Origin of the sequence: Cellulomonas chengniuliangii, assembly GCF_024508335.1 — a bacterium.
In the GTDB taxonomy this organism is placed as follows: Bacteria; Actinomycetota; Actinomycetes; order Actinomycetales; family Cellulomonadaceae; genus Cellulomonas_A; species Cellulomonas_A chengniuliangii.
This window is the reverse complement of sequence record NZ_CP101988.1, coordinates 1,681,685-1,706,937: the sequence shown is the minus strand read 5'-3', so window position 1 is coordinate 1,706,937 and position 25,253 is coordinate 1,681,685. Positions and strand designations below refer to the sequence as shown.

At 71.1% G+C, this 25,253-nt stretch carries 21 protein-coding genes; 3 read left to right on the top strand and 18 right to left on the bottom strand.

What is annotated here, in order from left to right:
• The 14 genes from NP064_RS07910 to NP064_RS07845 form a co-directional block, all read right to left on the bottom strand.
• The gene (locus NP064_RS07910; protein WP_227569073.1) at positions 1-732 is read right to left on the bottom strand and encodes a PilW family protein; all 732 of its coding nucleotides are present in this window, start codon (positions 730-732) and stop codon (positions 1-3) included.
• Positions 729-2,123, bottom strand: a complete 1,395-nt coding sequence (locus NP064_RS07905; protein WP_227569072.1) for a prepilin-type N-terminal cleavage/methylation domain-containing protein — start codon at positions 2,121-2,123, stop codon at positions 729-731. The genes NP064_RS07910 and NP064_RS07905 overlap by 4 nt, the downstream gene beginning before the upstream one ends.
• Before the next feature lie 99 nt (positions 2,124-2,222).
• A complete protein-coding gene (locus NP064_RS16715) occupies positions 2,223-2,633 on the bottom strand; it encodes a type IV pilin protein (RefSeq protein ID WP_348519200.1) in 411 nt (136 codons plus the stop codon).
• 152 nt (positions 2,634-2,785) lie between these two features.
• Positions 2,786-4,012, bottom strand: coding sequence for a type II secretion system F family protein (locus NP064_RS07895; RefSeq protein WP_227569071.1), 1,227 nt, complete (start codon positions 4,010-4,012; stop codon positions 2,786-2,788).
• On the bottom strand, positions 4,012-5,262 hold the full coding sequence (locus NP064_RS07890) for a type IV pilus twitching motility protein PilT (RefSeq protein ID WP_227569070.1): 1,251 nt from the start codon (positions 5,260-5,262) through the stop codon (positions 4,012-4,014). Before NP064_RS07890 ends, NP064_RS07895 begins: the two co-directional genes overlap by 1 nt.
• Before the next feature lie 213 nt (positions 5,263-5,475).
• Entirely contained in the window at positions 5,476-7,155 is a 1,680-nt protein-coding gene (locus tag NP064_RS07885; RefSeq protein ID WP_227569069.1) for a GspE/PulE family protein, read from the bottom strand.
• A gap of 100 nt (positions 7,156-7,255) precedes the next feature.
• Complete coding sequence (locus tag NP064_RS07880) at positions 7,256-8,137, bottom strand: shikimate dehydrogenase (RefSeq protein ID WP_227569068.1); 882 nt, start codon at positions 8,135-8,137, stop codon at positions 7,256-7,258.
• Positions 8,134-9,306, bottom strand: a complete 1,173-nt coding sequence (gene mltG, locus NP064_RS07875; protein ID WP_227569067.1) for an endolytic transglycosylase MltG — start codon at positions 9,304-9,306, stop codon at positions 8,134-8,136. The genes NP064_RS07880 and mltG overlap by 4 nt, the downstream gene beginning before the upstream one ends.
• On the bottom strand, positions 9,299-9,913 hold the full coding sequence (gene ruvX, locus NP064_RS07870; protein WP_227569191.1) for a Holliday junction resolvase RuvX: 615 nt from the start codon (positions 9,911-9,913) through the stop codon (positions 9,299-9,301). Before ruvX ends, mltG begins: the two co-directional genes overlap by 8 nt.
• 1 nt (position 9,914) lies before the next feature.
• Positions 9,915-12,617, bottom strand: coding sequence for an alanine--tRNA ligase (alaS, locus tag NP064_RS07865; RefSeq protein WP_227569066.1), 2,703 nt, complete (start codon positions 12,615-12,617; stop codon positions 9,915-9,917).
• Positions 12,618-12,721: 104 nt separating this feature from the next.
• Positions 12,722-13,087 carry a hypothetical protein gene (locus NP064_RS07860; protein WP_227569065.1) on the bottom strand — a complete coding sequence of 122 codons (366 nt, stop codon included), beginning with the start codon at positions 13,085-13,087 and terminating at the stop codon, positions 12,722-12,724.
• Positions 13,084-13,452, bottom strand: a complete 369-nt coding sequence (locus tag NP064_RS07855) for a DUF948 domain-containing protein (protein ID WP_227569064.1) — start codon at positions 13,450-13,452, stop codon at positions 13,084-13,086. The genes NP064_RS07860 and NP064_RS07855 overlap by 4 nt, the downstream gene beginning before the upstream one ends.
• Before the next feature lie 195 nt (positions 13,453-13,647).
• Positions 13,648-14,274, bottom strand: coding sequence for a 30S ribosomal protein S4 (gene rpsD / locus NP064_RS07850; protein ID WP_227569063.1), 627 nt, complete (start codon positions 14,272-14,274; stop codon positions 13,648-13,650).
• A gap of 231 nt (positions 14,275-14,505) precedes the next feature.
• Entirely contained in the window at positions 14,506-15,894 is a 1,389-nt protein-coding gene (locus NP064_RS07845) for a replication-associated recombination protein A (RefSeq protein ID WP_227569062.1), read from the bottom strand.
• Between the two features lie 74 nt (positions 15,895-15,968).
• Here NP064_RS07845 and NP064_RS07840 point away from each other — a divergent pair, with 74 nt between their 5' ends.
• Entirely contained in the window at positions 15,969-18,215 is a 2,247-nt protein-coding gene (locus NP064_RS07840) for an MMPL family transporter (RefSeq protein ID WP_227569061.1), read from the top strand.
• A 46-nt stretch (positions 18,216-18,261) separates the two neighbouring features.
• Positions 18,262-19,398, top strand: coding sequence for a 5'-3' exonuclease (locus NP064_RS07835; RefSeq protein WP_227569060.1), 1,137 nt, complete (start codon positions 18,262-18,264; stop codon positions 19,396-19,398).
• Between the two features lie 111 nt (positions 19,399-19,509).
• On the opposite strand, the gene aspS is transcribed toward NP064_RS07835, so the two are convergent.
• From aspS to NP064_RS07820, 3 genes are read right to left on the bottom strand one after another with little or no spacing between them, the layout of a single operon-like run.
• Positions 19,510-21,285, bottom strand: a complete 1,776-nt coding sequence (gene aspS / locus NP064_RS07830) for an aspartate--tRNA ligase (RefSeq protein WP_227569190.1) — start codon at positions 21,283-21,285, stop codon at positions 19,510-19,512.
• Between the two features lie 58 nt (positions 21,286-21,343).
• Positions 21,344-22,006, bottom strand: a complete 663-nt coding sequence (locus NP064_RS07825) for a hypothetical protein (RefSeq protein WP_227569059.1) — start codon at positions 22,004-22,006, stop codon at positions 21,344-21,346.
• A complete protein-coding gene (locus NP064_RS07820) occupies positions 22,003-23,655 on the bottom strand; it encodes an MFS transporter (RefSeq protein ID WP_227569058.1) in 1,653 nt (550 codons plus the stop codon). Before NP064_RS07820 ends, NP064_RS07825 begins: the two co-directional genes overlap by 4 nt.
• A gap of 95 nt (positions 23,656-23,750) precedes the next feature.
• Here NP064_RS07820 and NP064_RS07815 point away from each other — a divergent pair, with 95 nt between their 5' ends.
• Entirely contained in the window at positions 23,751-24,218 is a 468-nt protein-coding gene (locus NP064_RS07815) for a PPOX class F420-dependent oxidoreductase (protein WP_227569057.1), read from the top strand.
• A gap of 36 nt (positions 24,219-24,254) precedes the next feature.
• On the opposite strand, the gene NP064_RS07810 is transcribed toward NP064_RS07815, so the two are convergent.
• A complete protein-coding gene (locus NP064_RS07810; RefSeq protein ID WP_227569056.1) occupies positions 24,255-25,070 on the bottom strand; it encodes a hypothetical protein in 816 nt (271 codons plus the stop codon).
• Positions 25,071-25,253: the final 183 nt, after the last annotated feature.

Here is a 25,253-nt window from a genome sequence, read left to right as displayed (position 1 = left end):
TCAAGGCCCCACTCGCGAGATTCCCAGATTTGGGATGCCGACAGTATTCCGGACGACGACCGGCCGAGCACGATCCGTGAGGTCTGCTTGGACCGACATGGTCACCCTCACTGCCGCGATCGTCTTGAGCTGATCGTCGGTGAGCTTGCCCGCAGGCGGGGGCACGATGCGCACGCCTGCCGCGTCGTAGTACTGGAACAACGCTGGAGCCCCGCTGGCAGCGGGGGTGATCTTCTGAGCGATCATGCGCTCGTACGCCGGGTTCGTCCACGAGCTCGCGGCGACCGGGAATGGCGCCGTCGGCAAAGAGACGAACTTCCAGTAGGGGCCGGACGACGGGTTGGCGTTCCACCGCTTCTCGACGAGGTTGCGCGCCGCTGTGACCTCGAAACGGGCGACAATAGGCCGCGGATCCGCGGAATCGGTGTCCAGGTACGCGCGCAGCACGACCGACTCGTCGGTGGCGAGGAGGAACACGGGGTCGTTCACAGCGTTCGCGACCTGGATCTCCGTGCCTGAGCGGAGCACCCGTGTGACCTCGTTCATGGCGATCGACGCGATCCTGGTCGAGTCGCTCGCCGCGCGGTCCCGGGTGAAGGTCCGCGTCACGGAACTGAACATGGAGGTCACCATGATCATGAAGAGCGAGAGCACCATCATGGTGACGAGCATCTCCGCGAGCGAGAGCCCTTTCTCGTCCTCGAGGCTCGACCGACGCCGCAACGCGTTCACGGCGCCACCACCCGCGGGTCGAAAGTCACCACTCCAGCCGCGTCAACGGTGGTGCGGGCAGGCATGCCGACTGGGGTGATCTGGCCTGCGCCCACCACCGTGTTCCAGTTCGACGGCGTGCCCCCTGTCCCGGAGAAGAGCTTCCACGAACCGTAGGGAAGAGCGACGGTCAGGTTCCCGTTCGCAGGGATGCCGTAGCCGCTGGCAGCGCCGAACGAGTATTCGACAGGAGAGTCACATCCCGGGTCGCCGGTCGCTGGCGCGTTGGCGGAGACCGCCCGCAGGTACCGGGTCGCCCCCTGCGGCCCCAACGCCAGCTTGACCACGCCCATCGGCACCTCCACCGCCACGTTGCCGCCCGGCGTAGCGGACACACCAGCAATCCGCTCCGCTGTGATCACCTGACCGAGGTCATCCGTGCCTTCGGGCCAGGCGGCAGGGTCGGCGGCGGCGCAGGTGCCTGCGAAGACGTCATAGCCGGAGGCGAACGGGTGGAGCTGTAGCGACCGCGTTCGGCCTGCACTGGAGGCCGGGGTGGCGGTGAAGACCCCGTAGGTGCTCACGAAGCTCGTGGTCGGCACTGCCGGCACACGCAGCGTCTCCGCGGGCGCGGGGGTGTACCCCGCGGCGTAGGTGACGTCGAACGTCCCCTGCTTGTCGTACTGGAAGGAGACTGCGGCCGACTCGCCTGCGGCCACACCGATGGTTTGGACGGATGACGTCTTCTGGTCGGAGTCGACGTATCCAGGCCGTGACACCTTGACGTCATAGTTGCCGGGGTTGACCTTGAGGATGTACGTGCAGCCCTGCGCGTCGGTGTTCGCAGGAGCAGTGGTCAGCGGCGTGGCTCCGTTCGCCGGCGAGCCCGGCGTGGCCGTGACCGTCACCCCGGATGAGCCCGTGCCCGTTGCGCCAAGCACCGAGACGAGGATCGTGCCCTTCGCGGGGTCGTTGATCTTGTCGTCCGGCTGCACCACGGTGTCCGAGCGCACCGGGTCAGTGCCGGTCCGCATGTTCTCCCAGGTGACGGTCACATTGACGCGCTTGTACCGCAGCGCGCCGCCGCCACCGGCCCCGCAGACGATCTCCTGCGCCGGGTCGGTGACCCACTGCGTCGCTCGGTGGACGGTGAACTTGTCCCCGTTGAGCGTCTCGACCCGGTCGGCGTCGAGGAGGGCGAAGAGGTCGGCGGAGTCGCGCACGAGGTCGATCTCCTCGGCGGCGAGGTTGGCCGCCACCTGCCGAGCCCGGGAGTCCCGGGTCAGCACCAGCACCGAGGACATCGCGTAGATGATCCCACTCGAGATGATCGCGAAGATGAACATCGCCACGATCACCTCGACCAGGCTCATCCCGTCCTCGTCGTCCGGACGGGCCAGCCGCTCACGCACCAGTCGCACTGTCGCGTCCCACCTCTCGTCCGGGCAATGCCGCTTTGGCGAACGTGCGGGGCGCCGCCATGGCGACGCCCCGCACATCTGACCGATAGGTCAGGGGGTCTTCTTGATCAGGCCGTCCGTGCTGTTGTAGGTCCACTCGGAACCGCTCAGCTTCGCGTGCGTGCCCTTGAGCGTGTAGCTCACGTCGCCCGTGCCGGTGGGCGTCGGCTCGATGGTCACCTCGGGGGTCGCCGTGTAGCCGTTCTCCTTGAGCTTGTCGAGCGTGAGACCGGTGTACGTCCCGCTCTTCTCGGTGGCGTACGCCTCGGCGGCGGTCGTCGCGTTCTTCATGTCCGACGTGACCTGGGCGGCCCAGGCCTTCTCACGCTGCTTGAGGAACGCCGGGATGGCGATCGCGGAGAGGATGCCGATGATGATGACGACGACGAGGAGCTCGATCAGGGTGAAGCCCTTCTCGCCCCGTGCGCGCTTCTCCATGGTCGAGCGGATGTGAGCGTTCATGATCCCTCTTGTCTGAGTCGTTGAGAAATGCCGGCCAACCGGCGTTGAGTCCTACAGAGAGTTCATCGGGGCGCCGAGATGACCACTTGATGGTCCGTTCGGGTGTATTCATCCGACCCGGTTTCGGACATAAAGCGCACGTGAGGAAGAAGTCACTCCACAAGGGTGAAGATCGAGAAGATCGGCATGTACAGGGCGACGATCATCCCGCCCACGATCACGCCGAGGATGGCGATCATCAGCGGCTCGATGAGAGAGGTCAGCTGCTCGGTCGTGGCGGTGACCTCCTCGTCGTAGAACTGGGAGATCTTCGCAAGCATCGTCTCGAGCGCCCCGGCGTCCTCGCCGGTGGCGACCATCTGCACCACCATGGGCGGGAACACCGGGTGCTGGGCGAGCGGCCCGGCGAGCGACTGGCCGGTGCGGACGCTCTCCTGCACATCCTTCACGGCTCGTTCAATCGCCCAGTTGCCGCTCGTCTCCCCCACGATGTCCAGCGCCTGCAGGATCGGGACGCCGGCGCCCATCATGGTGCCGAAGTTCCGGGTGAACCGGGCCAACGCGACCTTCTGGAACAACGGCCCGAAGATCGGCATCTTCAGCAACGCCGGCTGCACCTTGGAGCGCACGGCGTCGTCGTTCTTGTGCTTCCCCCACCAGACGCTGAAGGCCACGATCACGACCAGGAGGAGCGGCCCGAGCCACTTCATCATGCTCGACAAGTGCACAAGGATCTGCGTGGCCCAGGGCAGGCTCCCCCCCAGGTCCGTGAACATCTGCTCAAAGATCGGGACGATGAACAGCAGCATGCCCACGACGGCGAGGATCGCCATGGCGAACACCATCACGGGGTACGTCATCGCCGACTTGATCTGAGCCCGGAGCTTGACCTCCGACTCGTAGTTCTCCGCGATCGACTGGAGCGATTGCTCGAGGAAGCCGCCGACCTCACCCGCCTTGACCATGTTGATCATGAGCGGGGGGAACACGGTCGTGTGCCGTCCCAGGGACTCCGAGAACGACCCGCCAGCCTCGACGTCCGACCGCGTCTGGTTCAGCACCTTCGCGAGCATCTTGTTCTCGGTCTGCGTGGCGAGGATCGAGAGCGTCCGCAGCAGCGAGAGACCGGCCGAGATCATCGTGGCCATCTGCCGGGCCATCACGGCGAGGTCCTTGAGCCCGACCTTCTCGCCCATCCCGGGGATCTTGATGTCGCGCTGGAGACCGGTGTTCGTGATTTCGGTGATGGACGTGGGGGCAAGGCCCATGGTGCGGAGGCGATTGACGACGGCGCCCTCGTTGGGAGCGTCGATGCGGCCCTTGACCGTCTTGCCGTTGCGGTCCCGGACCGCGTACTCGTAGGTGCGCGCGATGGCCATCAGCTCAACCCCCCGCCGAAGCCCTGAGCCCCGAGGGCGCCGTTGTTGAGCATGGCGGCTCCCTGGTTCATGCGAGCGGTGCGGCCCACGAGCTTGTTGAAGTCCTCGACGTGGTGAGCCTTCTCGATGCCCACCTCGTAGGTGATCTTGCCGCTCTTGACCAGGTCCGCGAGGTTCTGGTCGAGCGTGTGCATGCCGTGCTCCGTGCCAGCCTGCATCGAGGAGTAGATCTGGTGGGTCTTGCCCTCGCGGATGAGGTTGCGGATGGCGGGTGTCGCGATCATCACCTCGGTCGCGACGGCGCGGCCGCGTCCGTCGGCCGTCTTGCACAGCGTCTGGCAGACGACGCCCTGGATCGCGCCCGCGAGCTGGGTGCGCACCTGCGCCTGCTGGTGCGAGGGGAAGACGTCGATCACGCGGTCGATCGTCTGGGCCGCGTCCTGGGTGTGCAGGGTGGCGAAGACGAGGTGACCGGTCTCGGCCGCTGTCAGCGCGACCGAGATCGTCTCCAGGTCGCGCATCTCGCCGACCAGGATGATGTCGGGGTCCTGCCGCAGCACGTGCTTGAGCGCGTTGGCGAATGAGTGCGTGTCGGCGCCGACCTCACGCTGGTTGATGAGGCACTTCTTGTGCCGGTGCAGGAACTCGATCGGGTCCTCGACCGTCATGATGTGGTCTTCGCGGGTGCGGTTCGCGAGGTCCACGATGGCGGCGAGGGTGGTCGACTTGCCGGAGCCTGTGGGGCCGGTGACGAGCACCAGACCACGCGGGAGCCCGGCGAAGTTGCCGACGACGTTCGGCACACCAAGTGCCTCGAGCGGCCTGATCTCGTAGGGGATCACACGGAACGCGGCCCCGATCGACTCCCGCTGCACGTAGAGGTTCACTCGGAACCGCGCGTGCCCCCGCACCGAGTAGGCGAAGTCGAGCTCGAGCTCGGCCTCGAACTTCTCCCGCTGGCGCTGCGTGAGGATGTTGTAGATGGTGCGGCGCAGCGACTCGGCCTCGAGCTGCTCGAAGTTGTCCAGCGGGCGGAGCGAGCCCGCCAGGCGCACCATCGGTGGGGCTCCCGCCGTGAGGTGCATGTCCGAGGCGCCGAGGCGGATCATCTCGATCAACGCCCCGTCGAGTGCCACGTCCTCGGTCTCGCGGGCCTGGCTCATCCCCACGCGCGCCGCGCGGTCCCGGACCGGGGACTGAGCGGGCACAGCCGGCCGGGCCGCAGGCGCCACCGGGGCCGCGGCCGGCATGGCCGGAGCCGGGGGCGGCGGCCCAGCAGGCAGGAAGGTCGCCGGCGGCCCTGCCGGCTGACCTGCCGGCTGACCTGCCGGGCTCCAGTACGGATTGTTCACAGCACTGCCTCCACCTCTGGGCACGTTCAGCGCACACTGCGCGAGGCCTGCACGGCCGTCATGGGGTTCATCGGCGGAGCGCTGGCGCCCCTTGAGAGACAAACCGGACGATCACGCGACGACGCGCAGGATCTCCTCGATCGACGTCTGTCCGAGCGCGACCTTGTGCCAGCCGTCGTCGCGGAGCTGGATCATCCCCTGCTTGCGCGCGGTGGCGCCGATCTCGGCGGCGGAGGCGTGCGCGACAGCGAGCCGCTCGATGTCCTCGGTGACGCGCATGACCTCGTGGAGCGCGATGCGCCCGCGGTAACCCGTCTTCGAGCACGTGACGCAGCCGCCAGGGCGGTAGAGCTCGGGGATCGGCTCCCCCGGCACCCAGGGGAAGCGGGCGCCCACCATCTCCACCTCGGAGGGGGTGTACGGCACCTTGCACTTGTCGCAGAGCTTGCGCGCGAGGCGCTGGGCGACGACGGCGTCGAGCGCGGATCCGACGAGGAAGGGCTCGATGCCCATCTCGACGAGCCGGGTCACGGCGGACGGGGCGTCGTTGGTGTGCAGCGTTGACAGCACGAGGTGGCCGGTGAGGGCCGCCTCGATCGCGATCTGCGCGGTCTCGTGGTCGCGGATCTCACCGAGCAGCACCACGTCGGGGTCCGAGCGCAGGATCGAGCGAAGCGCCCCAGCGAAGGTCAGGCCGGCCTTGGGGTTGACCTGCACCTGGTTGATGCCCGCGAGCCGGTACTCGACGGGGTCCTCGACGGTGATGACGTTGATCTCCGGCTTGGAGACGGCGTTGAGCGTCGCGTACAGGGTCGTGGACTTGCCGGAGCCGGTGGGGCCGGTCACCAGGATCATCCCGTAGGGCTTGGTGAACGCCTCGTGGTACGTGGCGTAGTTCTCGTCGAGGAACGACAGGTCGCGCAGGTCCAGGCTCGCCGTGGAGTTGTCGAGGATACGCATGACGATCTTCTCGCCCCACACGGTGGGCAGCGTCGCCACGCGGAGGTCGATCTTGCGCCCGTTGTGGTTCACGGACATGCGCCCGTCCTGCGGCTTGCGGCGCTCGGCGATGTCGATGTCGGACAGGATCTTCACGCGGCTGATCACGCCGCCCTGGATCTGCTTGGGCGAGCGTTGCATCTCGTGCAGCACGCCGTCGATGCGGTAGCGCACGCGCAGGTCGTGCTCGGTGGGCTCGATGTGGATGTCCGAGGCGCGGTCGGTGATGGCCTGGGTGACGAGCAGGTTGACGTACCGCACGATGGGCGCGTCGTCGTCGATCGAGTCGCCGATCCGGGACAGGTCTGCCTCGGCGGCTGTCTGCCGCGACTCCTCCTCGAACGCCGAGGAGAGGTCCTCCATCTCGCCGTCGGCGCGGCAGAACCGGTCGATCGCGCGGGACAGGTTGTCGAACGTCGCCACCACGGGGCGCACCTGCATGCCCGACACGGTGCGGACGTCGTCGACGGCCACCACGTTGCCCGGGTCGGCCGTGGCGAGGATGAGCGTGCCGTTCTCGAGCCTGACCGGGAGCACGGTGTACCGCCGGCACAGGCTCGCCGGGACCAGCGCCACCGCGACGCGGTCCACGGGGTACTCGTCGAGGTCAATGAAGTCCATGCCGACCTGCCGCGCCAGCGCCGAGACGAGCTGCCCCTCGGTGAGCACCCCGATCTCGACCAGCGTGCGGCCCATCGACTGCCCACGGCTGTTCTGCTCGTCGAGCGCCGCGATCAGCTGGGCCTCGGTGACCAGTCCTTCGTCCAGCAGGATCTCGCCGAGCTGCTTCACCGATCGTCCTCTCGTCCGGGTCGCGCCGGGTTCGCGCGTGATGCCCGTTGAGTTGATCGGCAGGCTGCCCCGCGAGCGTGAGCCCCGGCGGGGTGATCTCTTAGACGAGTCGGGCGGTGAGCGCCGCGTCCATCGCTGCCAGCGGCGCCGGATGCCCGGTCATGAGCCGGACCTGCTCGCTTGCCTGGTGCAGGAGCATGCGCTCCCCCTGCACCATGACGCCGTGCGCGGCTGCCCATGCCGTGGACAGCTCGGTGGGCCGCGGGTCGTAGGCGACATCGATCAGGACACCCGCGGCGCGCGCGCCTGCGGCGGTGAGCTCGGCGGCGATCTGGTCGGCAGCCCGTGGCGGCAGCGTCGAGACGACGAGGTCGGCGCGCGGGATCTCCGCGGCTGCCGCGGTGAGGAGCGCGTACCGGGGCTCGACCCCCATCCGGTGGGCGGAGCGCATCAGGGAGCCGATGCGGCCCATCGACCTCACGTACACCACCGGGGTGGTGCAGCCGAGCTGGGCGAGCGCCGCGAGGGCGGAGGCGGCCGTCGCTCCGGCGCCCAGCACCGCGGCGGTGCGGGTCGCGCCGGGCGCCTCCGCGCTCGGCAGCCCCTCGCGCAGCGCCGCGACCAGGCCGTGCACATCGGTGTTGGCCCCGGTGAGGATGGGCCGCCCTCCCCCGCCGGCTTGGATGAGCACCGTGTTGACGGCGCCGACCACCTCGGCGAGCGGCTCGATGTGGTCGAGCAGCGGCAGGACCGTCTGCTTGAGCGGCATCGTCAGCGACAGCCCGGCCCACTCGGGGCCGAGTGCCGCGACGAAGCCCTCGAGCTGGTCCTCGGTGACGTCCACGGCGTCGTAGCGCCAGTGCGTCACGCCCAGCGCCGCGTAGGCGGCGCGGTGGAGCGTCGGGGAGAGCGAATGGGCGATGGGGTGCCCGAGCACGGCGGCCCGGCGCGCCGGCTGCGGCGCGGAGGAGGTCGCGGTCACTTGGAGTTCGCTGCCTCCCAGGCACGCAGCTCCGCAACGTTCTGCTGGTGCTCGCCGAAGGTCTCGGCGAACTTCGTCTCCCCGGTCTCCAGGTTGACGGTGCACCAGAAGATCCACGGCCCCGGCGTCGGGTTCATCACGGACTGGATCGACACCTCGCCAGGCGAGGCGATCGGGGACGGCGGCAGGCCGATGTTCCGGTACGAGTTGAACGGGCTGTCGACCTCCTTGTCGGCGTTCGTCAGCGCGGTGCCGGGCTTGCCGAGCCCGTAGGCGAGGACGGCGTCGATCTCCAGCCGCATGCCCCGGTCCAGACGGTTCTCGATCGCCTGCGCGATCTTGGCCCTGTCCTCGGGGGACTTGCCCTCGCGCTCCACGAGCGAGGCCTTGATCAGCACGGTCTCCCACTGGTCCTGCGGGACGCCGTTGGCGGTGAGCACCTCGACGGTCTTCCCGACCATGTGCGAGAGAAGTGCGGTGGCGGTGGCGCCCGGCTCGATCTGGTAGGTGGCGGGGAACAGCCACCCCTCGAGCGAGCCGTTCGCCTCGGCGGGCAGGCCGAGTGCCGCGGGGTCCGCGGCGGCAGCCTCGAGGTCCGCGACGGGGATGGCCGTGATGCCGGAGACCTTCTCGAAGATCTGCGACATCGCGAGGCCCTCGTTGACCGTGACCTTGAGCGACACCCGGTTCGCGGAGTCGAGCAGCGCGTCGACCGCGTCTGACGCGCGCATCTGCAGGCGCAGCTTGTAGGCGCCGGGCTGGATCTGCGTGGCAAGCGGGTTGGCAGCGTAGGCCTTGGTGAAGGCGGACGTCGTCGCCACGACGCCGGCCTCCACGAGCTTCTCGCCGATGGCGCCGCCGGTGTCGCCGCTGACCACGGTGACCGTTGCCTCGCCGGTGCCCGGGCCTTCGTAATCGGAGATCTCCGCGGTGTCCGAGGAGCCGCCGAACAGGCCGCCGAAGAAGTCGCTGAAGATGCTGGTCACGACGTACCCGGCGCCGCCGACGAGGCAGATCGCCATGATGATGACGAGCACAGAACGACGGCGGCGGTTGCGACGCTGCCGATTGCGGCGCGCCTTGCCGTCCTGCCGGGAACGGCTCCTGCGGGTCGGGAGCGGCTGCTCGGCTTCGTGCTGGGACACCGTCCCAAGGAAGAGGTCACTCACCTGGTCGACCCTCCGGTGCGTCGTCGGCATGCTGCCGGGCAGGCAGACTCTCTGCTTGCTGGTCCTGCTCGACCCCGCAGCCCCCCTCGCGCCCGTCGGAGGCGCCTGCGATCGGGACGACTACCCGTTCGCCGGGCCGGTGGCCCGTGGCGCGTTCCGCGTCGAGCGCGGTCTGCAAGATCACCACCGCGGCCGCCTGGTCGACGACCTGCCGGTGATGGCGACTCGACCTGCCGGCCGCTCGCAGCGCCTGATGGGCGGACACCGTGCTCATCCGCTCATCCACGAGCCGCACCGGAACCGGTGCGATCGCTTGCGCCAACGTCACAGCGTACGCGCGTGCGGCAGCAGATGCCGCGCCTTCCTGGCCAGAGAGATGCCGCGGGAGCCCCACGTACACCACGGCCGCCGGTCGCTCGGTGACCTCGTCGACCAGTCGGGCCAAGTCGGTGGGCAGGGCGCCGGGCGCGGGACGACGGGTGTCGCGGGCGAGCGTCTCGACCGGTGTCGCCACCAGGCCGTCCGGGTCGCTGGCGGCCACCCCGACTCGGACGCTGCCGACGTCGACCGCCAGTCGGGCGCCCCGGACGACGAGCTCGTCGCCCACGTCAGCCCGCCGCACGCGCCCCGGAGCGGACCGCGTCCAGCGCCTCGGGAAGCTTGGCCGCATCCGAGCCGCCGCCCTGCGCGAGGTCGTCCTTTCCGCCGCCTCCTCCGCCGAGCACGCCGGAGGCGCTCTTGACCAGGACACCCGCGCGGATGCCGCGCTCCCGTGCCGGGGCGTTGGTGGCGACGACGACGACGGGCCGGTCCTTGCTGACGCCGCCGACGGCGACGACCGTGGGCGTGGAGTCTCCGAGGCGCGCGCGCACGTCGAGGACCAGCGTCCGCAGGTCGTCGGCCGAGCCGACCTCGCCCGCGTCATGGGCGACGACACGCACCCCGTCGACGTCGGAGGCGGACGCCACGAGCGCCGCGGCGCCGGCGAGCACCTGCGCCTGGCGCAGCGCGGCGAGCTCCTTCTCCGACTCCTTGAGCCGGGTCAGCAGCGAGGAGACACGGTCGCCCAACTCGTCCGGGCGCGAGCCCAGCAGGCCGCTGAGCTGCCCCACCAGCGCGTGCTCCCTGGCCTGGAAGCCGTAGGCTCCGGCGCCGACGAGCGCATCGATGCGGCGCACCCCCGAGCCGATGGACGCCTCGCCGAGCAGCGTCACGAGGCCCAGCTGCCCCGAGCTCTGCACGTGCGTCCCGGCGCACAGCTCGCGGGACCAGTCGCCGCCGATCGAGACCACGCGGACGCGGTCGCCGTACTTCTCCCCGAACAGCGCCATCGCGCCGAGGGCGCGCGCCTCGGCGATCGGCATGACCTGGTCGGTGACCTCGAGGTTCTCGGCGAGCTGGGTGTTGACCCGCTCCTCCACCTCGGACAGCACGCCGGCGGGCACCGCGGCGCCCGAGCGGAAGTCGAAGCGGATGCGGCTGGGGGCGTTCTCCGAGCCGGCCTGCGTGGCGGTGTCGCCCAGCGCCTCGCGGATCGCCTTGTGCACCATGTGCGTCGCCGTGTGGGCGCGGCTGATGGCCTTGCGGCGCGCGACGTCGATCGTGGCCGTGCCGGACTCGCCGACCGTCAGCGTCCCGTCCACGAGGCGGCCGTGGTGCACGGACAGGCCCTTGACCGGCGCCTGCACGTCGTCGACCTCGATCCGCGCGCCGCCGTCGAGCACGATGACGCCGTGGTCGGCGAGCTGGCCGCCGGCCTCGGCGTAGAAGGGGGTGCGGTCGAGCACGACCTCGACGTCGGCGGGGGCCACCGCCGCGGGGGCGGGCACGCCGTCGACGAGCAGCCCGACGACGCGCGAGCGCGAGGTCAGGTCGGTGTACCCGAGGAACTGGACCGGGCCGCCCTGCGAGGAGCTGAGCGTGGAGTGCAGCTCCTGGTAGGCGGCGGTGTCCGCGCGCCCGGCGCGCTTGGCCAGGGCGTCGGCGCGGGCGCGCTGGCGCTGCTCCTGCATGAGGGAGCGGAACGCGGTCTCGTCGACGGCCACACCCTGCTCGGCGGCCATCTCGAGGGTCAGGTCGATCGGGAAGCCGTAGGTGTCGTGCAGTTGGAAGGCCTGCGCGCCGGAGAGCAGCGGGCGCGCGTCGGCCGTCGGCTGCGAGCCCTTCAGCTCCTGCACCGCGGTGTCGAGGATGGTGGTGCCCGCGACGAGGGTGCGACGGAACGCGTCCTCCTCGGCGTAGGCGATCCGGCTGATCCGCTCGAAGTTCTGCGCGAGCTCGGGGTAGGAGGCGCTCATCGCGTCCTTGCTCACGGGGAGCAGCGACGGCAGGGCCGGCTCGTCGACGCCGAGCAGCCGCATCGCGCGGACCGCGCGGCGCAGCAGGCGGCGCAGCACGTACCCGCGGCCCTCGTTCGAGGGCGTGACGCCGTCGCCCATGAGCATGAGCCCGCTGCGCACGTGGTCGGCGACGACGCGCATCCGCACGTCGTCCTCGTGGTCGGCGCCGTAGCGGCGGCCGGAGAGCTCCTGCGCGGCCTGGATGACCGGGAAGACCTCGTCGATCTCGTACATGTTGTCGACGCCCTGCAGCAGGTAGGCGACGCGCTCGAGGCCCATGCCGGTGTCGATGTTCTTCTGCTTGAGCTCGCCGAGGATCGGGAAGTCGTCCTTGCCGCCTCCATCGCCGCGCTCGTACTGCATGAACACGAGGTTCCAGATCTCGATGTACCGGTCCTCGTCGACGACGGGACCGCCCTCGGCGCCGTACGCGGGTCCGCGGTCCACGTAGATCTCGGAGCAGGGCCCCGCCGGTCCCCGGGCGCCGGTGGACCAGAAGTTGTCCTTCATGCCGCGTCGCTGGATCCGCTCGTCGGGCATCCCGGCGATCTTCTTCCAGAGCGCGGCTGCCTCGTCGTCGTCGTGGAAGACGGTGACCCAGATCTTCTCGGGGTCGAAGCCGTAGCCGCCCTGGTCCTGGGGGTTGGTGATCAGCTCCCAGGCGAAGGTGATCGCCTCTTCCTTGAAGTAGTCCCCGAACGAGAAGTTGCCGTTCATCTGGAAGAACGTGCCGTGCCGGGTGGTCTTGCCGACCTCTTCGATGTCGAGCGTCCGCACGCACTTCTGCACGCTGGTCGCGCGCGGCCACGGCGCGGTCTGCTCGCCGAGCATGTACGGGATGAAGGGCACCATGCCGGCGATGACGAACAGGGTCGACGGATCCGGGGAGATCAGCGGGGCGGACGGCACGACGGTGTGGCCGCGGGCCTCGAAGTGGTCGAGCCAACGCTTACGGATCTCGGCGGTGCGCATGATGTCCTCGGTGTTCGTGTTTCCGGTGAAGCCGGCCGTGGGGCCAGCCGTCGTTCCTCATGTGGTGCAGCGCTCGGAGCCGCCCCAGTGTTCCGCCCCGCCCGTCAGAAGAACGAGTAGGGCACGTTCGCGTCGTCCTCGGGGTCCTCGGTGGGCTCGTCGGCCCAGCGCTGGGCTGCCGCTCGCTGCCGCCGCGTCTCGGCCTGCGAGGCGCGGTGCTTGGCGCGGTCCTCGCGAACGGCGTCGACGTCCACGTCTCCGACCAGGTCCCGGCGCAGCTGCTCCTCGCGCTCGCGCATCGCGGCGAGGAACTCGGCCTTGGCCCCCTTCGCGACGGTGGTGGCCTGGTTGAGCGCGCCGGCGGCCTGCCGGGCTCCCGGCGGGGCGTAGCGGTCGACGACGTCACCGGCCTTGCGGATCACCACGATGGTCAGGCCGACGCCGACGGCCACCCATACCAGCCGTCTCATCGCTTGCCCCGCAGCCCGTCCGCCGCCCCGGAGAACATCCGCCGTGCCCCGTAGGAGAACGCGGCGAGCTTGATCATGGGCGAGCCGACCGTCGCGGCGAACAGCGAGGTGAGCGCCGAGACGTTCTCCGAGACCTGGGCCGCCGACGTGGTGATCGTGTCGACGCGCTCGATCTGGGTGTTGGTGGACGCCACGACGCTGGCGGTCTCGTCGAGCACGGGGAGGGTGTGGTCGGTGAGCTCCTTGACGGAGGCCCTCGTCTCGTCGAGGACCTTGCCGAGCTTGACCAACGGCAGCGCGAGCAGGCCGACCAGCAGCACGAACGCGATCGCGGCGATCAGGCTCGCCACGTCTCCGAGTGACATGTGCTGTCCTCCCTGGGCCCAGGCCCGGATCGTCTATGCCGCCGGCGCCGGCGTGTCCCTGGTGGACGGTGGCGCCGGGGTGCGTCGGTGCCGGGCAGTCGCCCGGCCTTGCGAAACCCTACCCGGACAGCCGAACGCCCCGTGTGCGCCGAGAGGCCGGCGCACACGGGGCGTTCGGATGACGAGCGGCTCGCGTCAGCGGGCGTAGTACTCGACGACCAGCTGGACCTCGCAGGTCACGGGGATCTCGGCGCGCTTGGGGGCGCGGACGAGCACGGCGGTCAGCTTCTCGAGCTGCACGTCGAGGTACCCGGGGAGCGTGGGCAGCACGTCGCGGTGGGCGCCGGCGGCGGCGACCTGGAACGGCACGGTGGCCTGGCTCTTGGCCTTGATCTGGATCGTCTGGCCGGGCTTCACCCGGAACGAGGGACGGTCCACGATCTTGCCGTCGACGAGGACGTGGCGGTGCACGACCGTCTGGCGGGCCTGGAGGATCGTGCGGGAGAAGCCGGCGCGCAGGACGAGCGCGTCCAGGCGGGTCTCGAGGTTCTCGACGAGAGCCTCACCGGTCAGGCCCGGGGCCTTGCGGGCGTCCTCGTACGCACGGGCGAGCTGCTTCTCACGCAGCGCGTACTGCGCGCGCAGACGCTGCTTCTCGCGCAGACGGACCGCGTAGTCGGACTCGGTGCGGCGACGGGCGCGGCCGTGCTCGCCCGGGGGGTAGGGGCGCTTCTCGAAGTGCTTGACGGCCTTGGGCGTCAGCGCGAGGCCGAGGGCGCGCGAGAGGCGCACCTGGCGACGCGAGCGGGTGACACTGCTCACAGATGTACTTCCTGTCGTTGTAGACGTCACACCCGCGCACAGGAGCTGTGTCGCGGGGTGGGGCCGACCATGGACGCCAGGCACTCCCCTGATCCTGCTGAGGGAGGTTCCTGGTGGTAGCGGCTGAGGCCCCAGGGTGGTCGCAGGGCGCATGCGCGCCTGACGACCGGTCCACCTTACCGGCTGGGACGCCGCACGGCCCAATCGGCCGCCACGGCAAGGGCGGCGCTGTCAGCGGCCCTGGTCGAGGATGGACCGGATCCGCTCGAGGCGGTCGGTCACGGAGCGCTCGAACCCGCGGTCGGACGGCTGGTAGTAGCGCGATCCCGCGAGCTCGTCGGGCAGGTACTGCTGGGCCGCGACGGCGTGCGGCTCGTCGTGCGAGTAGACGTACCCGCGGCCGTGGCCCAGGGCGCCGGCCCCGGGGTAGTGCGCGTCGCGCAGGTGGTCGGGCACCGAGCCGATGCGCCCGGCGCGCACGTCGGCCAGCGCCGCGTTGATGGCCTTGTAGGACGCGTTGGACTTGGGGGCGGTGGCCAGGTGGACGACCGCCTCGGCGAGAATGAGGCTGGCCTCGGGCATCCCGATCAGCGCGACCGCCTGCGCGGCGGCCACCGCCGTCTGCAGCGCGCTCGGGTCCGCCATCCCGACGTCCTCCGCGGCGGCGATGACGATGCGCCGGGCGATGAACCGCGGGTCCTCCCCCGCGGCGATCATCCGAGCGAGGTAGTGCAGCGCGGCGTCCACGTCCGATCCGCGCATCGATTTGATGAAAGCGCTGATCACGTCGTAGTGCTGGTCGCCGTCGCGGTCGTAGCGGACCGCGGCCACGTCGATCGCCCGTTCCATCGTCGCCAGGTCGATGCCCACGGGCGCCGGCTCGTCGCCGTCAGCCCGATCGGCCCCGTCGGACAGGGCCGCGCCGGCGGCCGCCTCGAGGATCGTCAGGGCCTTGCGGGCATCTCCTCCCGCCAGTCGCAGCAGGTGCTCCTCGGCGTCGTCCGCCAACGTGACGGCGCCGCCCAGCCCGCGCTCGTCGGCCACCGCGCGGCGCACCAGGGCCCGCACGTGCTCCACCTCGAGCGGGCGCAGCGTCAGCAGCAACGAGCGGGACAGCAGCGGGGAGTTCACGGAGAAGCTCGGGTTCTCGGTCGTGGCGGCCACGAGCGTCACCCAGCGGTTCTCCACACTCGGCAGCAGCGCGTCCTGCTGGGCCTTGGTGAAGCGGTGCACCTCGTCGATGAACAGGACCGTCTCCGACCCGTCCGAGGCGAGCCGGCGGCGGGCGGCCTCGATGACCGCGCGCACGTCCTTGACGCCCGCCGTCACGGCGGAGAGCTCGACGAAACGCCGCCCCGACGTCGTCGCGATGAGGTAGGCCAACGTGGTCTTGCCTGTGCCGGGCGGCCCCCACAGCACCACCGAGCTCGGGGCGGCGCGCCGTGCAGCCCCGTCGCCCGGCTCCACGAGCCGACGCAGCGGAGACCCGGGCACGAGCAGATGCCCTTGCCCGGCGACCTCGTCCAGGGTGCGCGGTCGCATGCGCACGGCGAGGGGGGAGCCGGCGCCGGGCGCGGGGATCCCCTGCCCCGTCGAGATGACGGAGTCGAACAGGTCCATGGCGCGAGCCTACGCACGTCCCCCGACAGGTCCCACCACGCCCCCAGATGTGCGCGCCGAGGCTCGATGCTGCGATGCTGGCCCGCGTGTTCGAAAGCCTCGGCCGCCGCGTCGCCCACCACCCACGACTGACCATCCTGGTCTGGGTGGTCCTCACCGCACTCGGGCTCGGCCTCGCCGTGTTCGGCGTCCACGGCGAGAGCCTCTTCGACAGGCTCGCCACCGGCGCGCCCGCCGTGCCCGGATCGCAGAGCGCCGAGGCCGACGAGATCCTCGCCGAGGCCGACGGCTCGGGCGCCGTCCTCAATCTGGCGGTCAGCGGGGTCGATCCCGCCGATCCGGAGGTCGCGACGGCGCTGGCCCCCGCGCGCGACGAGCTGGCGCAGATCCCCGGGGTCGCGTCCGTCATCGACCCGCTCGCCCTGCCCAACGGCGCCGCCAACCCCGCGGCCGCCCCGCTCATCGCCAAGGACGGCGACGGGTTCCTCATCGTCGTCGCCCTCGAGCCGGACCTGTCCCCCGAGGACGAGGAGGTCGCGCTCGACGAGGTCGAGCAGGTGCTCGAGACCCTCCCGGGCACGTTGCAGGCGGTCGCCCCGGGCGCGACCGGCATCGTCGGCGGCACCACCCTGATCTTCGAGGCCATCACCAGCCAGGTCGAGAAGGACCTCGCCACCGGCGAGGCCATCGCCCTTCCCGTCGCCCTCGCGATCATGGTGCTGGTCTTCGGCGGGTTCCTCGCCGCGGCCATGCCGATGGTCGGCGCGATCGCGTCCATCGCCTTCGGGCTCGGGGCCTTGCTGGGCATCTCCTATGTGATGGACCTCGACTCGTCCGTGGTCAACGTCGTGACGTTGCTCGGACTCGGGCTCTGCATCGACTACGGCCTGCTGATCGTCTCCCGGTTCCGCGAGGAGCTGCACCACCTCGTCGACGACGACGGCGGGGAGCGCGCCCGGCGCCGCCGCGGCGACGGCACCGTGGTCACCGCCCTCACCCGCACCATGGCCACCGCGGGGCGCACCGTCACCTTCTCCGCGCTCACGGTCGCCATCTCGATCGCCGGCCTGCTGGCCTTCCGCCCCGAGATCCTGCGGGCCTTCGGCGCGGCCGGCGTCCTCATCGTGCTGGTCGCCGTCGCCACGGCGCTCACCCTCGTCCCCGCGCTGCTGGTCATCTTCGGCCGGCGCCTCGCACGCCCAGGGCTGCTGTCCAAGGTCCCTGGCGCCCGCGGCATCCTCCGGCACACCGCCGACGTCCGCTCCGAGGAGGGCGCCTTCTCCCGGCTCGCCGCCAGGGTGCAGCGCCACCCCTGGTGGGTCGTGCTCGGCACCGTCGTCCTGCTCGGCGCCCTCGCCTCCCCCCTCGCCCACATCGAGCTCCGCAACTCCACCACCCAGCTGCTCCCCATCGGCAGCACCCAGCGCGACTACGTCACCACCCTCGCCGACGACTACCCGGCGGCCACCTCCGCGGCCGTCACGGTCGTCGCCGAGGCGTCCCTCGACGAGGCCACCGCCTGGGCCGGCGACATCGCCACCCTCGACGACGTCGCCTCGGTCGACACGCCCACCCCCATGGGCTCCTACGTGGTCATCGGGGTGCGCCCGGACACCAGCGACCCTGGCGACCGCACCTCCCAGCACGTCGTGCGCGAGATCAGAGACCTCGACCCGCCATTCCCCAGCTGGGTCACAGGACAGGCAGCAGGCCAGATCGACTTCACCGCCGCGCTCGCCGACCGCGCGCCGTGGGCCATCGGCATCGTCGCCGTCGCCACCCTCGTGCTGCTGTTCCTCATGACCGGATCCGTCGCGATCCCCATCAAGGCGCTCCTCACCAACGCGCTGTCCATCGCGGCCTCCCTGGGCGTTCTTGTCTGGGCGTTCCAAGACGGCCACCTCTCCGGCCTCCTGGGCTTCACGTCCACCGGCGGCATCGAGACCTACGTCGTGGCCCTCGTCGTCGCGTTCGCCTTCGGCCTGGCCATGGACTACGAGGTCTTCCTGCTCTCCCGGATCAAGGAGCTCCACGACGCCGGCCTGTCCAACGACGACGCGGTGCGACTCGGCCTGCAACGCTCCGGACGCATCATCACCTCCGCCGCGCTCATCATCATCGTGGTCTTCGCCGGCTTCATCGCCGGCAAGCTCCTGGTCATCAAAGAGGTCGGCTTCGCACTCGCCGTCGCCGTGCTGATCGACGCCACCATCGTCCGGATGCTGCTCGTCCCCGCCACCATGACCATCCTCGGCAACGTCAACTGGTGGGCGCCAGCGTTCCTGCGCCGGGTCTACGACAAGCTCTCCATCACCCACTGACACCCCAGCGCACCCTGCGACACCCCTCCTGCGACAGAGCCGAGACATGACCGCGACACGCACCCTCCTCGCGGTGGACGGGAACTCCCTCGTCCACCGCTCGTTCCACGCCCTGCTCGGCACCCAGCTCGCCACCCGCGACGGGCGCCCGACCTGGGCCGTCAAGGGCTTCGTGTCGCAGCTGCTCGGCGCAGTCGACCGGGTCGGCGCCGACGCCCTGGTCGTGGGCTTCGACGACCACACCACCAGCGCCCGCAAGGCCGCCCACCCCCACTACAAGGCAACACGCGGCCCCAAGGCCCCCGAGCTCGTCCACCAGCTCCAGCTCACCGCCGACCTGCTCCGCGACGCCGGCGTCGAGGTCGTGGTCCCTGAGGGCCTCGAGGCCGACGACGTCCTCGCCTCAGCGGCCGCGCAGGCCCGGGCCGCCGGCTGGTCCACCGTCGTCGTCACCTCCGACCGCGACTCCTTCGGCCTCATCGACCCCAGCACCTCCGTGCTGCGCGTCATCAACGGCGGCATCGAGGCCTCCCCCCTCCTCACCCCCGAGCGGCTGACGATGATGATCGGCATCCAGCCCGGCCAGTACCGGCAGTACGCGGCGATGCGCGGCGACACCTCCGACAACCTCACCGGCGTACGGGGCATCGGCGAGAAGACCGCCACCAAGCTGCTCAACGCCTTCGGCAGCGTCGAGGCCGCGCTCGCGGACATCGACACGAACGCCGGCGCGCGGGTGGCCGCAGAGGTGGGCAAGGCCGTCGTCGGGAAGCTGGCCAGCCCAGAGGCTCGGGCCGCGTTCTGGGGCAACGTCGAGATCATGACCATGCGCACCGACATCCCCCTGGGTCTGGGCTGGGAGCCTGCCGGGGTCGGCCACCTGCCGCTGGACCATGGCAAGGTCACCGCAGCCCTCGCCGCCCTCGAGCTGACCTCTCTGGTGGGGTACGCCGGGCGGGTGCTGTGCGGGGTCGACGAGCCCGCGCCCCGCCGTGGCGCCTCCTCATGGGCGCCGGCGGCGCGCGAAGGCGCCCCGCAGCCCGCCGAGAGCGCCAGCGATGCCGCTCCCCACGATGCCGCGTCCCGCGGTGCGTCCTCCGACGAGGCGCCCGGCGCGGCGCCCCTCGTCGCTGCGGCGGTCACCGACCCGGTGGACCCGTGGACCGCTGACACGCTCTTCTAGTCCGGGCGTTCGCCGCCCTCGGGCGGGCTGAGCCCATCGAGCCGACGCTGAGGGGCCGGGACCCGCGTGACGCGGTTCCCGGCCCCGCAGAGCGCGCTGGTCAGCCCCGGGTCACTCCGCCTCGACGGCCGCGGGCTTCGGCTTGGCGTCGACGCCGGCCTCACGGCGCTGCGCGGCCGTGATCGGGGCCGGGGCTCCCGTGAGCGGGTCATAGCCGCCGCCCGACTTCGGGAACGCGATGACGTCGCGGATGGACTCCGACCGGGTCAGCAGGGCGACGATGCGGTCCCAGCCGAACGCGATCCCACCGTGCGGCGGCGCGCCGAACTGGAAGGCGTCGAGCAGGAAGCCGAACTTCTCCTGGGCCTCCTCCTCGCCGATCCCCATGATCCGGAAGACGCGCTCCTGCACGTCCCGGCGGTGGATACGAATGGAGCCCCCGCCGATCTCGTTGCCGTTGCACACGATGTCGTAGGCGTAGGCCAGCGCCGAGCCCGGGTCCTGCTCGAACGTGTCGATCCACTCGGGCGTCGGGGACGTGAACGCGTGGTGCACCGCAGTCCAGGCGCCCTCGCCGACGGCCACGTCGTCGTCCTCGCCGGTCGGCTTGAACAGTGGGGCGTCGACGACCCACACGAAGGCCCACGCGTCCGGGTCGATGAGGCCCGCGCGGCGCCCGATCTCGAGCCGGGCGGCGCCCAGCAGCTCCTGGGCCTGGGTGCGCTTGCCCGCGGCGAAGAAGACAGCGTCACCAGGCTTGGCGCCGACGGCCTCGACGAGCCCGGCGCGCTCGGCCTCCGACAGGTTCTTCGCGACCGGGCCGGCGAGCTCGCCCGTCTCGGAGACGGTCACGTAGGCGAGGCCCTTGGCGCCGCGCTGCTTGGCCCACTCCTGCCAGGCGTCGAAGCCACGGCGCGGCGTCGACGCGCCGCCAGGCTGGACCACGGCGCCGACGTACGGCGCCTGGAAGACCCGGAACGGGGTGTCGGTGAAGTAGTCGGTCAGCTCGACGAGCTCGAGGCCGAACCGCAGATCGGGCTTGTCGCTGCCGAAGCGGTTCATGGCGTCGGCGAACGTCATGCGCGGGATCGGGGCGGGGATCGTGTACCCGATCAGCTCCCACAGGGCGACCAGGATCTGCTCGCCCAGCGCGATGACGTCGTCCTGCTCGACGAAGCTCATCTCGACGTCGAGCTGGGTGAACTCGGGCTGCCGGTCGGCGCGGAAGTCCTCGTCGCGGTAGCAGCGGGCGATCTGGTAGTAGCGCTCCATGCCCGCGACCATGAGCAGCTGCTTGAACAGCTGGGGCGACTGCGGCAGCGCGTACCAGGATCCGGGCGCCAGTCGCGCGGGGACGACGAAGTCCCGGGCGCCCTCGGGCGTGGACCGCGTGAGGGTCGGCGTCTCGATCTCGACGAAGTCGTGCGCGTCGAGCACGCGGCGCGCGGCCTGGTTCGCCTTGGAGCGCAGCCGCATCGCGTGCGCGGGGGCCGGGCGGCGCAGGTCGAGGTAGCGGTGCTTGAGGCGCGCCTCCTCACCGATGGACTCGTCGAGCGCGGACGACACCTGGAAGGGCAGCGGCGCCGCCTCGTTGAGCACCACGACGTCGTCGGCCACGACCTCGATCTCGCCCGTGGCGAGGTTGGGGTTCTCGTTGCCCTCGGGGCGCCGGCCGACCTGGCCGGTCACCTGCAGCACGTACTCGTTGCGGAGCCCGTGGGCCACGGCCTCGTCACGAATGACGACCTGGGCGATGCCCGAGGCGTCGCGCAGGTCGATGAAAGCCACCCCACCGTGATCCCGTCGCCGGTCCACCCAGCCCGTGAGGGTGACGGTGGTGCCGATGTGCTCGGCTCGGAGCGAGCCGGCGGTGTGGGTGCGGAGCACGAAGAGTCCTTCCGGGACGAACGGGGAGGCGCGCGGGGACGCGCCCACCTGATCCTAGTCAAGGTCCGGGGCGTCGCTGTCCGGCATTGCGCGGACGCACGGCGCTGGTCGCGTCCGGCGCCCGCACGTACGTCGTCAGCCGGGTCACGGACGGCTGGCGGGGCGCCGAGCCGAATCCGAAGGCGACCGGCGGGTGGACGTCGGCGAGCCCCCCCAGGTCCCGCCCTCCCCACGAGCACTGCGCGTCGGTGATGGCGTGCTGGTCAGAGGCCGCGTACCACTCGTGACGCCCGTGGCCGGCGCTTCCGGACGTGCGCACCCCGGGGAGGACGGCCCGCGCGATCGGGTCGACGGCGCCCGCGAACAGGCGGCTGCCGCTGACCTGGCCGGGCACGGCGTGCAGGACCCGGCCCAGCGCGGTGCGTCCGCCGATGCGGAACCGGGCCTCGAGCGGTCCCGCTGTCACCCGCCACGTCCGGAGCCGCGGATCGGCGCCCACCACCACGGGCGCCAGGTGGACCTCGTCGAAGGAGTACGTGGTGGCGACGAGATCGGCGACCGCGTCGGTGGGCGCCAGCAGGAGCCGCCGGCCGTCGGCGAGGGACACCATGACGTCGGCGAAGCGGCCGAACGGGCTGCGCAGCCAGCGCCCGACCACTAGGCGCACGCCGCTCACTGCGCCCAGCGCCGCGATGTGCCCGTCGAAGGCGAGGACGCTCACGTGCGGGTCGGACTCCGGCGTGGCCCCGAGGGGCTCCGCCTCACGGTGTCCTCGGGCCTCCCCGACGGCAGCACCGCGGTGGTGGCCAAGCCCACCGCGACCAGCCCACCGGCGACGAACGCGGTGCGTCGCAACGCCTCCGCGAAGGCCTCCCGCGACGCCTCGGCGACGGCCTCTCCCCCGGGCTGGCGTGCGAGCTCGGAGATGGCCACCCCGTCGGAGTCCTCCACGGCCTTCCCGATCTCGGTGGCCTGCTCCGCCGTCACGCCCTCGACCTCGCCGACCTTCCTCTCGGTGTCGGACTGCAAGCCCACGAACAGGACCGTGCCGACGACGGCGCTGCCCAGCGCGGTGCCGATCCGCCGCGCGGTCGCCTCGGTTCCCGAGGCCTGCCCGCTCTCCTCGACAGGCACTTTGCCCAGGATGATGTTGACGAGCTGGGACTGGGCGAGTCCGATGCCCACGCCGTACACGACGAGGCACACCACCATGTGCCAGCGCGGAACGTGGGCCGAGACCACCAGGCCGAGGCTGACGATCCCAGCGACCTCGAGGGCCATGCCGAGCCGGGTCACGGCGCGCGGGCTCGTGCGGTTGGCGAGCTGGGCAGCCGTGGCGCCCGCGACCAGGGCCCCTGCCGCGACCGAGGCCGTGAGAGCCCCCGAGCTGAGCGGGCTGTACCCGAGGGCGTTCTGCACGAACAGCGGCAGCGCGAACAGGATGCCGAACTCGCCAAGCGAGACGATCAGCGCTACGAGCGAGCCGAACCCGAACGACTTGATCTTGAACAACGTCATGTCGATGAGCAGGGCCGCCTTGCGCCGCCGACGCCCCTCCTCGAAGAACCACAGGCCGACCAGGGTCACCACGGCCACGGCGAACGCGATCGGCACCGGGGACAGGCCGCCCTCGGTGAACGTGATGCCGAGCAGGTGGACGTCGCGGATCGCGATCCACCACCCGTCGGTGCGGCCCTCGATCAGCCCGAAGACCAGTGCGCCGATGCCGACGGCCGAGAGCAGCATCCCCCACAAGTCGCGTCCGAGGGCGTGCTCGTCCTTGGTGTTCGGCACGAACCACAGGCAGCCGATGATGACGACGATCGCGATGGGCACGTTCACGCCGAACGAGTGCCGCCAGGAGTAGTACTCGGTGAGGTAGCCGCCGAGCAGCGGGCCGATGCCCGCCATGCCGGCGAGGATCGCCCCGTAGACCGCGAACGCGACGTTGCGGCGCCGGCCCTGGTACAGCGAGTTGAGCAAGGACAGGGAGTTCGGCGAGATCATCGCTCCGCCGACGCCCTGCAGCGCCCGCACCGCGATGAGCTGCGCACCCGTGTCGACCTGCGTGGCGATCGCGCTGGCGACGCCGAAGACCACGGACCCGATGACGAACACCGTCCGGCGCCCCACCTTGTCGCCCAAGCGGCCGAAGGTGATCAGCAAGGCCGCGAACACCAGCGAGTACATCGACTGGACCCACTCCGAGTCGATCGAGCTGATGTCGAGATCCTCGATGATCTGCGGCAGCGACACGTTGACGATGGTCACGTCCATGACGATCATCGACAGGCCGAGCCCGATGAAGACGAGCGCGGTCCATCCGGCGGGGTTTTGCCCGGGCTCCCCGCCACCCGCTCGTGGGCTCATCTCCTCACGGTAGGCACGCCCCCACGGGACCGCGCGGCAGGACGGGCGGCCGCATAATGAGGGCGTCCTGACCTGCTCCGCCGTTGGAGATCACCGTGCCCCGTGCCATCGCCACAGCCCGACGCGTGCCGCGGGAGGAGCTGCTCGACTTCCTCCGCGTCCGCCATCACGCGGTGCTGATGACACAGCGCGCCTCGGGGGCGCCGCAGATGTCGCCGGTGGCCTGCGGAGTCGACGGCGCCGGGCGGATCGTCATCTCGACCTACCCGGACCGGGCGAAGGCGGTGAACGCCCGCCGTTCCCCCGCGGTGTCGTTGTGCGTGCTGTCGGACGACTTCGACGGGCCGTACGTCCAGGTGGACGGCACGGCCGAGGTCCTGGACCTGCCCGAGTCGGTCGAGCCGCTCGTCGAGTACTACCGGTGCATCGCGGGCGAGCACCCCGACTGGGACGAGTACCGGGCCGCGATGGCGCACCAGGGCAAGTCGCTCATCCGGGTCACGATCGACCAGTGGGGCCCCATCGCGACGGGCGGCTTCCCCGCGCGGCTCGCGCAGGACTGAGCACCCGGAGGACCACACTGTTGGGCGGAGCCGTCCTCAGGGGCGCTCGGCGACTGCTCGGACGTCACGGACCTGGACATCCCCGACCCTGTGGCCCACGGCGGCCAGCGCGTCACGCACCGTCGTGAAGGACAAGCGCAGGCCGCGCGCGCTGATCGCCAGCCCTGCCGGGGCGACGTGGCCGGTGCGCCGGTCCGCGCCCGCGTGCACCCGCACCCACAGCGAGCCGGGATCGCTGCCCTGCAATCCGCGCACCACCTCGGAGCGCACCTCGAGCCACGCCTGGACCGCGTGCCGGGCGCCGTCGGGCACGGGCCTCCCCAGCACGCTCGAGCCGACGGCGTCGGCCACCCGGAGCCGGGCGAGGGCGTCCTCTCCGGCTCCCGTCGCCGCCAGCAGGCCCACGTGCGCGACGAACCGCGCCCACACCTCCGGGAGGACCGGCCGGGGCCGCCCGGCGGCCGTCGCGGCGAGCAGCGCGCGTCCACGAGTCGCGGACCGCTCGGCCGGGGGCGCGGCGGGCAGGGCCAACGATCCCTTCGCCTCCGCCAGGTCGGTGGCGCCCAGGTGGTCGCGCAGGAAGGCGGCCAGGGCTCTGGCCGCGCTCGCCCGGGCCCTCTGCGCGGACACCGTGGAGTCGGCACGTGAGGCCAGCCAGTCCGACAGCGTGCCGGCGTCGAGCGCGTGCGCGACCGTGCTCCCCCACGTCCCGGCGCGATCGTCGGCGAAGACCTGCAGGTCGCGGAGCGCCCACCGTCGCTGACGGACGGTCGAGGGCGCCGCGTCGAGGCGGTCGAGGTACATCTGGACCACTTCCCCGAGCGGGGTCGTCGCATCGGCGCTGATGGTCATGCGTCAATGATAACGGAACCACCTCCTGCCGTCCCCGGCCGCGCGGAGCGCGCAGAGACGCAGGAGGTCGGATGGCCGGGCCGAGGCGCGTGCTTCCGTTATCAGGCAAGGCCAGGAGTGCACACTGAGTAGTCGGCCCGCACGTCCGCCCGTGCGCCGATCGCAGCGTTTGCGGTGCGGCTA

Excerpts from the sequence above, each read along its gene's own strand:
- NP064_RS07855 (WP_227569064.1), bottom strand. The coding sequence starts at position 13,452 with ATGTCACTCGGAGACGTGGCGAGCCTGATCGCCGCGATCGCGTTCGTG.
- NP064_RS07845 (WP_227569062.1), bottom strand. The coding sequence starts at position 15,894 with ATGGACCTGTTCGACTCCGTCATCTCGACGGGGCAGGGGATCCCCGCG.
- NP064_RS07860 (WP_227569065.1), bottom strand. The coding sequence starts at position 13,087 with ATGAGACGGCTGGTATGGGTGGCCGTCGGCGTCGGCCTGACCATCGTG.
- NP064_RS07835 (WP_227569060.1), top strand. The coding sequence starts at position 18,262 with ATGACCGCGACACGCACCCTCCTCGCGGTGGACGGGAACTCCCTCGTC.
- NP064_RS07840 (WP_227569061.1), top strand. The coding sequence starts at position 15,969 with ATGCTGGCCCGCGTGTTCGAAAGCCTCGGCCGCCGCGTCGCCCACCAC.
- NP064_RS07895 (WP_227569071.1), bottom strand. The coding sequence starts at position 4,012 with ATGGCCATCGCGCGCACCTACGAGTACGCGGTCCGGGACCGCAACGGC.
- NP064_RS07890 (WP_227569070.1), bottom strand. The coding sequence starts at position 5,262 with ATGCCGGCCGCGGCCCCGGTGGCGCCTGCGGCCCGGCCGGCTGTGCCC.
- NP064_RS16715 (WP_348519200.1), bottom strand. The coding sequence starts at position 2,633 with ATGAACGCTCACATCCGCTCGACCATGGAGAAGCGCGCACGGGGCGAG.
- NP064_RS07820 (WP_227569058.1), bottom strand. The coding sequence starts at position 23,655 with ATGAGCCCACGAGCGGGTGGCGGGGAGCCCGGGCAAAACCCCGCCGGA.
- alaS (WP_227569066.1), bottom strand. The coding sequence starts at position 12,617 with ATGCGCACCGCCGAGATCCGTAAGCGTTGGCTCGACCACTTCGAGGCC.
- NP064_RS07810 (WP_227569056.1), bottom strand. The coding sequence starts at position 25,070 with ATGACCATCAGCGCCGATGCGACGACCCCGCTCGGGGAAGTGGTCCAG.